Annotated in this window: 15 protein-coding genes; 1 reads left to right on the top strand and 14 read right to left on the bottom strand. The window is 45.0% G+C overall.

The features are described from left to right. The first annotated feature begins 93 nt into the window (after positions 1-93). On the top strand, positions 94-963 hold the full coding sequence (locus M3636_RS04605; protein ID WP_251381384.1) for a YitT family protein: 870 nt from the start codon (positions 94-96) through the stop codon (positions 961-963). Positions 964-1,056: 93 nt separating this feature from the next. On the opposite strand, the gene M3636_RS04600 is transcribed toward M3636_RS04605, so the two are convergent. From M3636_RS04600 to hisC, 14 genes are all read right to left on the bottom strand, one after another. Then, on the bottom strand, positions 1,057-1,926 hold the full coding sequence (locus M3636_RS04600) for a sporulation protein YpjB (RefSeq protein ID WP_251381383.1): 870 nt from the start codon (positions 1,924-1,926) through the stop codon (positions 1,057-1,059). A 65-nt stretch (positions 1,927-1,991) separates the two neighbouring features. Continuing rightward, complete coding sequence (locus tag M3636_RS04595; protein WP_251381382.1) at positions 1,992-2,618, bottom strand: DUF1405 domain-containing protein; 627 nt, start codon at positions 2,616-2,618, stop codon at positions 1,992-1,994. A gap of 98 nt (positions 2,619-2,716) precedes the next feature. Next, positions 2,717-3,601, bottom strand: a complete 885-nt coding sequence (locus tag M3636_RS04590; protein ID WP_251381381.1) for a menaquinol-cytochrome c reductase cytochrome b/c subunit — start codon at positions 3,599-3,601, stop codon at positions 2,717-2,719. A 21-nt stretch (positions 3,602-3,622) separates the two neighbouring features. Beyond that, positions 3,623-4,294, bottom strand: a complete 672-nt coding sequence (qcrB, locus tag M3636_RS04585) for a menaquinol-cytochrome c reductase cytochrome b subunit (protein WP_056696759.1) — start codon at positions 4,292-4,294, stop codon at positions 3,623-3,625. Between the two features lie 15 nt (positions 4,295-4,309). Next, the gene (locus M3636_RS04580; protein ID WP_251381380.1) at positions 4,310-4,852 is read right to left on the bottom strand and encodes a Rieske (2Fe-2S) protein; all 543 of its coding nucleotides are present in this window, start codon (positions 4,850-4,852) and stop codon (positions 4,310-4,312) included. Positions 4,853-5,045: 193 nt separating this feature from the next. After that, the gene (locus M3636_RS04575; protein WP_251381379.1) at positions 5,046-5,468 is read right to left on the bottom strand and encodes a DUF2487 family protein; all 423 of its coding nucleotides are present in this window, start codon (positions 5,466-5,468) and stop codon (positions 5,046-5,048) included. A 218-nt stretch (positions 5,469-5,686) separates the two neighbouring features. Continuing rightward, positions 5,687-5,866, bottom strand: coding sequence for an IDEAL domain-containing protein (locus M3636_RS04570; protein WP_056696754.1), 180 nt, complete (start codon positions 5,864-5,866; stop codon positions 5,687-5,689). Positions 5,867-5,890: 24 nt separating this feature from the next. Continuing rightward, entirely contained in the window at positions 5,891-6,397 is a 507-nt protein-coding gene (locus M3636_RS04565; RefSeq protein ID WP_251381378.1) for a gamma carbonic anhydrase family protein, read from the bottom strand. Positions 6,398-6,441: 44 nt separating this feature from the next. After that, positions 6,442-7,572 carry a hypothetical protein gene (locus M3636_RS04560; RefSeq protein ID WP_251381377.1) on the bottom strand — a complete coding sequence of 377 codons (1,131 nt, stop codon included), beginning with the start codon at positions 7,570-7,572 and terminating at the stop codon, positions 6,442-6,444. A 249-nt stretch (positions 7,573-7,821) separates the two neighbouring features. Further along, positions 7,822-8,421: a histidine phosphatase family protein gene (locus M3636_RS04555; RefSeq protein ID WP_251381376.1), complete on the bottom strand. Its 600-nt coding sequence runs from the start codon at positions 8,419-8,421 to the stop codon at positions 7,822-7,824. A 40-nt stretch (positions 8,422-8,461) separates the two neighbouring features. After that, complete coding sequence (locus M3636_RS04550; RefSeq protein ID WP_251381375.1) at positions 8,462-9,097, bottom strand: anti-sigma factor family protein; 636 nt, start codon at positions 9,095-9,097, stop codon at positions 8,462-8,464. Then, complete coding sequence (locus M3636_RS04545; protein WP_251381374.1) at positions 9,094-9,687, bottom strand: RNA polymerase sigma factor; 594 nt, start codon at positions 9,685-9,687, stop codon at positions 9,094-9,096. The genes M3636_RS04550 and M3636_RS04545 overlap by 4 nt, the downstream gene beginning before the upstream one ends. A 714-nt stretch (positions 9,688-10,401) precedes the next feature. Continuing rightward, positions 10,402-11,496 carry a prephenate dehydrogenase gene (locus M3636_RS04540; protein ID WP_251381373.1) on the bottom strand — a complete coding sequence of 365 codons (1,095 nt, stop codon included), beginning with the start codon at positions 11,494-11,496 and terminating at the stop codon, positions 10,402-10,404. Positions 11,497-11,523: 27 nt separating this feature from the next. Next, a complete protein-coding gene (hisC, locus tag M3636_RS04535) occupies positions 11,524-12,624 on the bottom strand; it encodes a histidinol-phosphate transaminase (protein WP_128102544.1) in 1,101 nt (366 codons plus the stop codon). Between the last annotated feature and the right edge of the window lie 71 nt (positions 12,625-12,695).

The following is a 12,695-nucleotide window of genomic DNA, read 5'->3' as shown; positions in this document are numbered from 1 at the left end:
GGAATGATTGCTTTAAGTGCGTGTTCAAAAAGGAAAGCGGAATTTTTGAACAACCTCTTTGACATTCTAAATTTACATATGGTGAGGGATCTTATGAGTACAATAAAATCATGGGTACAATTCAAATTAATTCTGCCTATTTTGCTCGGTACAGCCTTGTACGCGTTCGGATTGCTCTATTTCATTATCCCTAACCAGCTGATGGAAGGCGGAGTCACCGGCGTTACCGTCTTGGTTAACTATGCGTTTGGCATCTCTCCTTCACTCACAACCTTAATTCTGAACGTGCCACTTTTCCTGATTGGACTCAAAATTTTGGGTGGCAAGCAGATGGTCTATACAGGCGTGGGGATCGGAGCGCTCACGATTTTCCTATGGTTGTTTGAAAAAATGATTCATATGGGCTGGATTGAACCTCTCCATACGGAAAACGATCTCTTACTTGCTGCGTTATATGCAGGTGTTACACTTGGCGCAGGCCTCGGGATCGTCTTTCGCTGGGGCGGAACGACAGGTGGTTCAGATATTATCGCCCGCATTCTGAATCGAAAATATGGATGGAGTATGGGACGTATACTGCTCGGCATAGATTTTATTATCATTGGGATCTCCCTAATTTACATTCCAAAAGAAAAAATTCTATATACCCTCGTGGCTGTATTCATCGCTTCCAAAGTTATTGACTTTATCCAGGAAGGGGCATACTCTGCTCGTGCGTTTATGATCATTAGTGACCATGCTCCCGAAATTGCTGATCTGATTACCCGGGAAATGGATCGTGGGGTAACACTCATTCCCGCTATTGGAGCCTACTCGAAACAAGCTAAGCACGTGGCATACTGCGTTATTTCTCGTCAGGAATTTAGACGTTTGCAAACCATCGTGCGTTCCGTTGATCCGCGTGCATTTGTCATTATAAGTGATGTACACGATGTTCACGGTGAGGGTTTCAAGGAAAACTAATCATATTGAAAAGACCTCTAACCCAAGATATCAGCTATACGACAGCCTTTCTTGTGGACAGAGGTCTCTTCTTATTTTACATGTTATTGTTACTTATCTCCGAAAAGGAAATATTCCTTGTTGCTGAGCCCGATATTTCCGAAATCCTGCGTAACTTAGAGCCGCAACAATCACTGACGTAATAAACATCCCCGCTGCTCTCCGATCCGGCCCTTGTACAAATGGAACGAAGGCACTTTCATCCTTTTCGCGTCCAAACAACTGATTCACCAACTCTTCACCGTGCATCATCATAGCCTGTAGTTGAGAGAGATCAGGCTGTTTCCCCATCGTCAGTCCTTTTGTATGGGACAGCCAGGCATCCAGTTGTGCAATCTCGTAGGGTTCGCGCCGAATCAGTGCTGCTGGACGAACAGTCTCGTAATGCTCTTCCAATGCTGCATACCGACTCGATAGTGACGCAGCATTTTGTTGCTGATTCGCCGCTAACGACAAAGCCTGGAGATCGTCTTTTATAATCTTATAGTACTGAAGCCATAGTGGCTTTGTAGGGTTAGCCAGGCTATCGGCAGCCAGTCTTAATTTCGCCGAAGCTTGCTGCAGAGCTGCAGTATCACTTTTAATACGCACAGCAGCCTCTTTCACTTCGACCACCGTCTCAGATAAGGCATGGATGCCCTCCACCGACGTTTGACCTTCGAACGATATATGTTCCAGCCCATTACTGATCCTAAGAATACTGCCTCTAACCTTCTCCACATCATGCTCCAGTGCATATCGGTATAATAGAGCTGCTTCCTCATTCATCTGCTGAATCGAAAGATTGGCAGAAACAGATTGTTCGGCCTGACCAGTCTCTCCATTACTTTGCGCAAAACCACTATATGACAAGTTCGCCCAGAACAGTAGAGCCATGAACGATATTATCCATAACCTTAGTGTACGCTTGAACCTTCTCTTCATGGACATCCCCCCCACCATCAATCTATGGCAGGTTTTCCTTCCTTAGAACAGGCTCGTACGTGAAATTAACTCCGTTTGGCTTGTCTCAATGCAAGCCATGATACCAAGATACTTAAGAGCGTTAAGACAACTGTAAAATTGCGTACGAGATCTACATGTTCCCACAGGGTGTAGGGCAGCCAAGGATAAATATCATACGTGTAATCCATTGTGTCATTTAGTAAAGTCCACAATGCCGCAATTAAAAGTGCTACCCAGCGGAAACCAAAAAACCGAACATACAACAAAGCCTCAATAGCCATAGCGCCATGTGATGCAATCAACATCCAATCCTGCCATGCTGCCACATTCCCCTGCGACCATCCCGCAAAAATGATAGAAATTGCCCATACACCATATTTCACAGAGGTCACTACAGCTAACGCTTGTATCACATGTCCAATACGATTAACCCATAGCGATTTCGGGTTATACAAAATCCATAATAAAGACAACGTAAAGAATAAGCTTGCCGTTGGACTATCGGGTACAAATACAATTTGCCATAGCGGCTGCTTCTCCAGCGTGTCTACCAACTGATCGCCATACCATATGTATCCATATACTGTTCCTAATGCATTACACCAAAATAGAAGCCACAGGAAATAGCGGTTTGTCAAAAATTCCTTGCTCCAGAAAAACGATAAAGACACGTTCGCTGCCCCTTCCTACAACCTTGTTTTCAAGTATAGCTAAAGTCTCAAAAAAACCTGACCGTGTAAACGATCAGGTTTCATTGGTTAATTCGATTTTACTGTTCTGCCTTCTGTTTCGCAAGCCATTCTGTCAGATGCGTAATCTCCTCATCGGTAACACCTTGAGCAATAGCATTATTGTACTGAGGCTGCATTTGGTTATAACCTTCTTTTACAATCGTCAGAATCTCTTCCTGGCTATGTTTGTCACCTACACCTCGAAGGGATGGGCCTGAAGGTCCACCCTTCATATCGGCTGCATGACACCCAATACAACCCGCTTTCTTGAACGTTTCCATCGCTGGATCATCCTTTTCGACGATAGCAACCTCCTGCTGTTGTCCTGGTGCATTAGAAGTAGGTAGTCCCTGTTCAGCCCTCTCATGCGCTTCTTCTTCCCGTTGAATGTGCTCAGGCTTCTGACCTGACGCCTCGAGCTCATGCTTGTAGTGCGTCCAAGCAACATTCGTGAGATAGAATACAGAAATGACAGACAGAATCATCAGCGATGAAGCAATCGGGCGCTTATAGAAGCGACGTTCCTTACCCGTATCAAGAAACGGCGCCAGCAGCAACGCACCAAAAGCAACTCCACTTACCCCCAATACGCCGAGCAGCACATAGTCACCAGAAGCATACGGATATTTCAAATACTGATACAGAAATAGGAAGTACCAGTCAGGCATCGGAATAACCGATGCGCTCGGATTAGCCGGATAACCTAAAGGTGCAGGTTCAGATATGGTAAGTACAAGAATACCGACCAAGACCACAACACCAACCATCCATTCCTTCAGCAAAAAGTTAGGGATGAACGCCTCAGACTTGCCCGGATAAGCCGTGTAGTCTGGCGGCGTGATGAAACCAGCACCCTTGCGGACGCGAGAATCACCGACATAGATAATCTTTTCCTCATCCTCTGACTTCGGTCCGTGAGCCATTACGATTCCTCCCTTCTCAAATTATAGTGGTCCTGAAATACCCTGTCTGCGGATCATAATAAAGTGTCCGACCAGTAGCACTAGAAGCACTGCGGGGAGGAAGAAAACGTGTAGGGCGAAGAAACGTGTTAACGTTTGTGCACCTACAATGGTACCACCTTGTAAAAACTCTTTAATAATTGGTCCAAGCCACGGAACTGTGTTGGCGATTTCCAAAGTAACTTTGGTAGCAAAGTATGCTTTGTTATCCCATGGCAATAAGTATCCTGTCAATCCAAGACCTAGCATGACGAAAAAGATTAACATTCCTACTACCCAGTTCATTTCACGCGGTGCCTTGTAAGAGCCTGTAAAGAACACACGCATCGTATGTAAGAACATCATTACGATGACAAGACTCGCTCCCCAGTGGTGCATTCCGCGTACAATTTGACCGAAGGCTACTTTGGTTTGCAAATACTCGACACTCGCATAAGCATTAATAATGTCAGGCACGTAATACATCGTCAGAAACATCCCTGACAAAATCTGAATTACGGTGATAAAGAACGTCAACCCACCAAAACAGTACACGAATGCGGAAAAATGATGTGCCGGGTTCACGTGCTCTGGAACCTCATGATCCGCAACGTCCCTCCAGATGGGCGTGATATCGAGACGTTCGTCAATCCAGTCATAGATATTTTTAAACATCTGCGTCCACGCCTCCTAATTCACTCTGGTGTTCGGAACGATCTCGCCGAGGTATACCCAGCCTTGTTCCTCTTTGACCACGTACTCATCCAGCGGTTTCGGGGCCACGGCAAGATTTTTCCCTTCCTTGTCATAGTGCGCACCATGGCAAGGGCAGTGATACTCATCAGGATAATTTTTGTCGCTGTTCCAACCTACGGTACATCCTAGATGTTTGCAGATAGGCGAAAGCGCATAAATTTGACCCTGCTCGTCTTTGCGAATCCAAGCCACCAACGAAGCATTACTTAGATACCAACCGTCCTGTTGTTGTAGTTCAAATGTAAATTCTTGAGGTTCAGTTGTAATTTTGCTGATCTCTGCTACTTTGACAGAGGTGCCTTCTCCCTTATGCTGCAAAATCGGATCCACCGCAAAACGGATCATGGGCAGAACTGCACCGGCGGCCATGTAGGCTGTAGCTCCACCAAGCGTGTACGTCAAAAACTGCCTGCGTGACATTTCCATCCGGCTTGGCGGTCTCTTTGAGTCTTCGTGCTGGTCATGCTCACTGCTCATACTGTCTCCAACCCCCTTTTTCAGCCAACTCTCTCAACCGTTTTCATTATCAGAAATTCCACGTCTTACTAGAACATACATAATCATATAGTAGCCCTAGAACACCGTCAAGAATTTGTCACACTTTTTTAAGGTTCAATTGTAAGCGTTATTACAAAAGTGTCGATATTTTGTCACATTCACCAATTAGAATTCATTTTTTCCATAACTCACGAATTTTCTCCCCGATATACCGAGGAATTTCGTTTTCTTTTATTTTTTGAACGATATCTGAGCGAAGTAAAATCAAATCTGCATCGGGCATATGTTCTTCCTCCAGAAAACCATCTGATGACATTATAACCACATATTTGAATCCAGACGCTTTAAGCTGTTTACACACGGTGTTTAATGCCATTGACATTTCCGGAATTTCAAAATGGAACGCCGGATAGGTCATTATTCGCCCTTTGAAAGGGATCTCTACCAAGTCTAAAAAATCTCTAAGTCGCTCCAACGCTTCGGTAGCTTCAACTGGTGATTGATTACCTGTGAGAGCTGTATAAGGAATTAGACATGTGTCCAGATAGAGTTGCAGCTCAGCCCAGCTGTCTTGAGTCATCTCACTGAATTTCACTTCCCTATTTCCCCTCTCCATCCATTTTATTCCCATATTATATATGAGCATATCGTATAAATCTATTGATTTAAATTTGACCTTTCTCTTTAAAAGCGTACAATTAGTACCGAACAGGGTACCCTACACTAGAAAATGCAATAAAAAACAAGGAATGCGATGTACGCACTCCTTGTTGTATATCCATTCTATATGAATGTTTATTTTAATATTGAATATCAGCTTATGGCTTTCAGTTCATCCGTTAGACTCCGGAAAGCTACTTCGTCTCCAGTAGCCAGCGCTTTGTCGATTTCCATATACAGCTTCTCGCTACGCTGTTTACGAAGCGCCTCGTCCCACACCATCTCAGCAGCCAGCCCCAACATGACTTCATACGTAACTTTCATTTTATCCAATAGGATGCACCTCCAAAAACGGATTTAAGAGCTCCTATATTCCTTTCCTTTGGCAACATAACCTAGTGAAGTTCTGGACATCCGCTCAAGATCAGCATCCGTCAATTCACGTATCACTTTGGCTGGTGTTCCCAAAGCAAGAGTATAGGGCGGAATTTTGGTATTCTCAGTAACTACTGAACCGGCGCCGATTAAGGAGTATTCCCCTATTTCGGCTCCATTAAGAAGTATGGCTCCCATACCAATCAGTGACCCAGTTCCAATCTGACAGCCATGAATAATAGCAGAATGTCCGACCGAAACATCATCTCCCATGATCAAGGGCTGATCTGTATTCACATGACCAACCGTATTATCTTGTATATTACAACGCTGTCCAATGATGATCGGCGCTAAATCCGCCCTCAGCACAGCGTTAAACCAAACGGTAGACTCCTCGCCCATTCTCAAATCGCCAATAAGTTTCGTACCTTCAGCAACGTATACCGAAGGATGCAGCTGCGGCAGTATGCCTTGATATGGAATTATCATTCGTATCACTCCTTAATTTGGGAGTGATTTTAGCAACTTGTCCTTCATTTGTCAAACAGAACTGGTGAAATGTCTCCAGAAAGTGAGCGACAGGAGTCAGCAAGACGCGCACCCCAAGCCGTCATTTGTACAGTTCGTCCATCCGCAGTTTCCCCGATCCGAAGCATCCCGAGATGCAGCATCATTTTGATGATACGGTTGTCGAAGATTGTCTCAGGCGTATCGTAGTAGAAAGGTTGAATAAACGAGCCTATCTGGCGAAACAGCGACTCTGTACTAGACCATTCATCGGCACATTCCCCTGTCCAATAGACGATCGAGGCTAGGTTTGGAATAGCACCTTTATACAGTCTTAACCAAAATCGAAATAGCTGTATCATTTCCAATGTTTTCTCTGTTGATTTCTCAGCAGCTAGTTTTTCCTCGCCAGCGGACGTCAGTTGCAGCATTCCTTGTTCCTCACGGATGAGCCGATAGTGAAATGCATAGTCATAGATTAAAGCGAATCGATCCGGATAATCCTTGAAGGAGCGACCATAGCCAAATCTCCAGCCTGCTTTGCCAACCAGCTCTTCGCTGACATGCAGATGCTCCATCAACTGCTGCTGTGAACGACGATACATCATGCCTTCAGCATTAAGTGCAATCTCGTGTTGCTGCACATATTGCAGAAACAATCGAAGATCATCGACAAGCAAGTGATATTCATCCCTATACATTGTCGGTTCACTTGTGTTTGTGATTTCGGCTCTCAGATGGTTTGATAACACATCTCGGAATCTTAATTTCAGATCAAGAGGGACTTGGTACAAATATTTTGTATGCTGCGTCGTTCCATTAAATAACCATCCACTCTTATGAAAACGAGTGATCAGATCACGTGGACTGGCTCCAGTCTCGTTTTCCTTTTTGTCCATGGATTGACGAGCTATCGCAACCAGTTCCTCAATACCGAGATATTGGCGGGGATCAAATAACAGATTGTTCAGAAACCGTAATTGAACGGGATTCAATTCACGAACCTGTTGTTCAAAAAAAGCTCTGCTCCCCAATGTGGTGAGAATACTCTGGATGAGTTCATGTTTGGAATTGGGCTTACACTCACACTGGTAATAATCTGCTATTCGATTCAGTTGGCCAATATCTGCAAAAGTAAGCATATCCGCTAGATTCATGGGTCATCGCCTCGCCAGCTAACTACTTATGACTGCTGATTCAGAGCCTAGAGTAGTTTGGTTTTGTAAACATCGTTGACGGAATTCCCATGATCTAAACCTCTTTTTTCAAATCTTTTATTAAATCTTTTATCTGTTAGTAACCATCCTATGCCTAGATGTGCCTGATCAGAAGAAAAACAAGAGACAAGTCTTCCTATTCCCTACTTCAATAGTCCGCAGAAGGCAAAAAAAAACAACCCGAGTTCATTACTCAGATTGTTTGGCTGAATTCATTATAAGATGCTCTGTACAGTTATATAACAGCGGACTCCAGTCAATCTCGTTCTTCTCCAAAATCGTAAGTGAGAGATTGCCTATTCGTTCTGTATACCGATCTTTAAAGATAGCGGATAACAGATTCGCCAGAAATGCTCCGTGGGATACAATCAGGACAGTTTTGTCCGGATATGTAGACCATATATCCTCCAAAAACGCCAGTGCACGCGCTTGAATATCCAAGATGTGCTCCTGCCCAAGATTCAGCGTCTCCCAGTTTACACCCCACCGTGCGATTCGTTCTTCCGAGGTCAAACCTTCGATCTGTCCGAATGCCCTCTCCTTCAACCTTGCATCTGGTTCAAGCATAGGTACATTCAGCAGCTTGGAAATAATCTCCCCAGTCTCCTGGGCGCGAGATAAACCACTAGTAATGATATAATCCCATTGATATTCCTCTGTGAGAAGGCGTTTACCCAAACGATCTGCTTGTTCACGGCCTTCTGCATTCAATGGAATATCTGTCTGCCCTTGAATACGTCCTGCAGAATTCCAATCCGTTAAACCGTGACGTATAAGCCCGATCCGCATCTTATCCCTCATTTCTCAATACACGGTAATGATCATATAACTAGGCACCCACGCCTTGCTTACGCTTGCTCGTTGTACGATGCATGCGTCCAAGCGAGAATAACGCCATACCAATGGCCAGTAAGGATAGAGCCATCCAGTATCCTGGATAGGTTGGTCCCATACTCACGACAAACGGCTCAATAATGCTGCCCCGATCTGCCCCTGGCATATTATACTGATACATTCCAGATGAAGATGGTTCGCTGCCAGCAACGGCTGTCTCCAATATACCTGTGGAGATGACGGGCGGTTGCCCTGCTTCCGATACGGCTGGTTTAAACATCGCCATGTACAGGAAGCTGCACAAAAAAATAGCCAGAAACGCAGCAATCCACAAAGACATATGCTTGCGCACTGCAGCAGAGAATCGATTTACTTTTGCCTCTTCAGGCAAGAGCCATGGTGACTCCGCATAAATGCGATCCATTACATTTCGATTTACCCTCTCTGCCTGTTGCTCTGTTACAGGTGTCGGTATGCTATGCAGCAAAAGTTGAGCTTCATGCCAAACTTCAAACTGCTGCGAGCACTCCTCACAACCAGCTAGATGAGCATGAAATGCAATCTGCTGAGGATGAGTTGCCGGCAAGTCCCAAACCAGTGCAAACAGTTCCTGGGCTTCATTGCAATTCATCGGTTCTTCATCCCTTCATATGGTTCGTACACCGGTTCGAAGAAATAAGGTTCCAATTGAGTTTTTACGCTTGATCTTGCTCTGAACAATAACGATTTCACAGAACTCACGCTCTGCCCAAGAATAGTAGCTATCTCTTGGTAGTCTAACTGATCATACTCACGGAGTATAATGGCAGAACGCTGCTTCTCCGGTAAATTGTTAATGGCATCCCTAACCAGCATCACCCGCTCACTACGCAACACAGCATGCTCTGGAGCATTCTCCGAAGGTGCAATCGGCACAACACCACTCTCTTCAAGTGGGACATTACCACTGCGCTGTTTGCGAAGCTCACTCAATACCGTATTTCTCGCAATGGTATACAACCACGTAGAGAAGGAGGCATCCACCTCACGAAATGAGTGTAAACTGCGGAACGCCTTATAGAAAGTCTCAGAACAGAGATCTTCCGCAAGCAGCTCCATATTGGAACTTTTCAACATATGATATACGAAAGCCAGTATTTTACGCTGATAACGACGCATCAGCTCGGAATATAACTCCAGGTTACCTTCCTTGATCTCTCGAATCAACTGGGAATCCGTCATTTGAGTGCGACCCCTCCTCGCCCATCCATGTGCTTCTCCCCGTTCGACTCTATCCATGTATTACCGAACAGGCACAAAAAAGTTGCGGTTCTCACCGCATATAAACAGCGTTCAGCGCCAAAAAACAGGCCTTCCCGCCAAATTCCCCTATGTAATGGCAATTTCCCCAACGTTTCTACATTAACAGTATTTATTGTACAACGGTCAGCCGTTGCTGGCAAATCTATTCCGTTCAACAGGAGCCCGACCAGACATTCATATGCTTTCTTTTTCTCGTCTATGACCCCGGTGACGCAAAATAATCCTCCAATGCCAATGAACTACCATTACTGAACTATTGCAGGAAACGAACACCCTATTTCATTCGGGCTTGTTTCGTTTCGTAATGCATTCTAAACTTCAAACGTATGAAGATTGAAAATGGTTGCGTTTATACAAACTTTTTCCTTAATTTACGGAAGCTATGATTATTTAAAATAATTACGCTTTATCTGTTGACAAAATGAAAACGTATACATATAATAAGGGTACAGTATGGTTTCTCTCCACTCCTATCCAATAACTGTATTGCTCCACGTGAGCAATGGCCGCTTATGTAAGCGGTCTTTTTTTTGTGTTTATTTCCCGATTTCAAGTAACAACATAAGAACAAGTGAATTTCACACGCAAATAAAGAGGGCTTTCGCCCTCTTCTTCACTTAACTCTACGCATGTTTAAACCCAAACCTGGTATCCAAGAGAAGCAAGCAATGTTTTCGCTCGCTCCATATCTTCTTCTTGGCGGAAGGATAATCGCATGATGCCGGGTACGTCCACACGATTCTCGATAATCTCCAAGTTGCTCAAGTTGATATCATTTGCCCCAAGCTCGGTAGCAATCTTACCAATCATCCCTGGCGCATCCTGGACATCCGTGTACAGATCGAATAAAGATGAGATCATACCTTTCCGACGCTCAGGAAGAACACTTCTGAACTCCCTCGCTTGACGAAAAGCCTGTTCAATTCCTTCCCCGTCCTGCTCTTCCAACATATCAGTGAACGCAGACATTTGGCTGTTCCAATCCTTCATTAAACCTAGGAGCACCTCACGGTTGCTAAGCAAAATATCTCTCCACACAATAGCATCACTTGATGCGATCCGGGTAATATCCCGGAAACCACCAGCTGCCAGCATTTTATAGAGTGGATTAGATTCGTTATACTCCCGCACCTGATTAACAAGTGCTACCGCGATAACATGTGGCAAATGGCTGATTGCTCCCACAATATCATCATGTAACAGCGGTTCGACTCGAACAATCTGTGCTCTAGTATATGCTAAGAGCTCAGACAAACGGCTATAGGCTTCCTCCGGTACGTGCATTGAAGGAGTCAATACATAATAAGCATTCTCAAACAATACAGCAGATGCCGCGTCAACGCCTGCACGCTCTGATCCAGCCATCGGATGTCCACCAATGAAATAAGCATCAGTCATTCGAACATGCTCAGCACACGCAGCGATAGAAGCCTTGGTGCTGCCAACATCCGTAATGATGCATCCTTTTTTCAAGGGAAGCTTCGCCAATTGTTGAAAATACGATTCCAGTAAACCTACAGGTACACACAAAAAAATGAAGTCGGCATCCTGCACCGCTTCCTCCAGTGATAGCGTAGCATCATCGACTACACCACTTGCTATGTACTTGTCCTTCAGTTCAGGCAGATGGGCATAGCCCATCACCGATACACCTGGCTTGCCTTTGAAGCACAGCGCCAGGGAACCACCGATGAGCCCTACACCAATCATTGCAATTTTTAGTTTCATGTAGTCCTCACTCTTTCATCGCTAGAATTAAGGGCGTGCGACCGCCTTCTCTGCCAGCGTGTTCTCCAGTGCCGCGATAAATGCACGGTTCTGTTCTGATGTTCCAACGGACACACGGATGTAGCTTGGATACACTTGGAAATTCGGACGCACGATAATACCTTGCTTAAGCAAAGATTGAAATGCTGTCGCTGATGGCATATCCAAGTCAACCATAATGAAGTTACCTTGCGAAGGGAAGTATGGCAATCCAAGGCGTGAGAACTCATTTTGCAGGAATTCACGCTCTTCCGTATTGCGCTGAGCACACTCTTTAACAAAAGCCTGATCCCGTATCGCTGCTGTCGCCGCCACCTGACCAAACCGCGAGGTGTTAAATGGCTCACGCACACGATTAATTAAGTCGATGATCTGCGGGCTTGCGATACCATATCCGATCCGTAAGGAAGCCAATCCATAAATTTTGGAGAATGTCCGCAAAATAACCAAGTTAGGGTAACGATCTAACAAAGCAATACTTTGAGGATAGGCTTGATCCGTTACGAATTCATAATAGGCTTCATCCAGCACCACCATAACATGTGAAGGTACCCGATCCATAAACGCAGTCAGTTCCTGTTCCGAAATGATCGTGCCTGTAGGATTGTTAGGGTTACATACCCACACCACTTTTGTTTTGTCGTTGATCTGTGCCAGCATGGACGTCAAATCATGAGTCCCATCCTTCAATGGTACCTCAATGCTTACCGCGCCCTCAATATCGGCATTGCTTTTATATACTGAAAACGTCTGATCTGCCATGATCGTCTCGTCTCCCGGAAGGAAGAACGCCCGTGTAATCAGGGCAATGATCTCATCCGACCCACAGCCAAAAATCAGATTGTTGCGATTCACGCCGAGATGCTCAGCAAGAACTCCTGTAAGCTCAGCCGCACTTCCGTCCGGATATATGCTAACATTCACGACTTCTCTAGTAATAGCTTCTAATGCAGCAGGAGAGCTGCCGTATGGATTCTCGTTGGAGGCCAGCTTGATGACTTGCTCAAGCCCCAGTTCACGTTTCACTTCTTCAATCGGTTTGCCTGGCTGGTACACCGGCAGATTAACAATCTGGGATTTAGGTTTCAATCCGACCACCTCCTGTTCATCAAATAAAGATCATGATGCTATTACATACTGAGGGATTCTTAAATACGTCC

The organism is Paenibacillus sp. MER 99-2, from assembly GCF_023714095.1.
Taxonomy (GTDB): domain Bacteria; phylum Bacillota; class Bacilli; order Paenibacillales; family Paenibacillaceae; genus Paenibacillus.
Note: the sequence above shows the minus strand (reverse complement) of the source record. Positions and strands in the feature narration are given on the sequence as shown.

Bases quoted from the DNA above. Each gene is read 5' to 3' on its own strand.
- M3636_RS04605 (WP_251381384.1), top strand. From the start codon at position 94: ATGAGTACAATAAAATCATGGGTACAATTCAAATTAATTCTGCCTATT.
- M3636_RS04565 (WP_251381378.1), bottom strand. From the start codon at position 6,397: ATGATAATTCCATATCAAGGCATACTGCCGCAGCTGCATCCTTCGGTA.
- M3636_RS04545 (WP_251381374.1), bottom strand. From the start codon at position 9,687: ATGACGGATTCCCAGTTGATTCGAGAGATCAAGGAAGGTAACCTGGAG.
- M3636_RS04555 (WP_251381376.1), bottom strand. From the start codon at position 8,421: ATGCGGATCGGGCTTATACGTCACGGTTTAACGGATTGGAATTCTGCA.
- M3636_RS04580 (WP_251381380.1), bottom strand. From the start codon at position 4,852: ATGAGCAGTGAGCATGACCAGCACGAAGACTCAAAGAGACCGCCAAGC.
- M3636_RS04600 (WP_251381383.1), bottom strand. From the start codon at position 1,926: ATGAAGAGAAGGTTCAAGCGTACACTAAGGTTATGGATAATATCGTTC.
- M3636_RS04590 (WP_251381381.1), bottom strand. From the start codon at position 3,601: ATGGCTCACGGACCGAAGTCAGAGGATGAGGAAAAGATTATCTATGTC.
- M3636_RS04560 (WP_251381377.1), bottom strand. From the start codon at position 7,572: ATGAATCTAGCGGATATGCTTACTTTTGCAGATATTGGCCAACTGAAT.
- M3636_RS04550 (WP_251381375.1), bottom strand. From the start codon at position 9,097: ATGAATTGCAATGAAGCCCAGGAACTGTTTGCACTGGTTTGGGACTTG.
- qcrB (WP_056696759.1), bottom strand. From the start codon at position 4,294: ATGTTTAAAAATATCTATGACTGGATTGACGAACGTCTCGATATCACG.
- M3636_RS04540 (WP_251381373.1), bottom strand. From the start codon at position 11,496: ATGAAACTAAAAATTGCAATGATTGGTGTAGGGCTCATCGGTGGTTCC.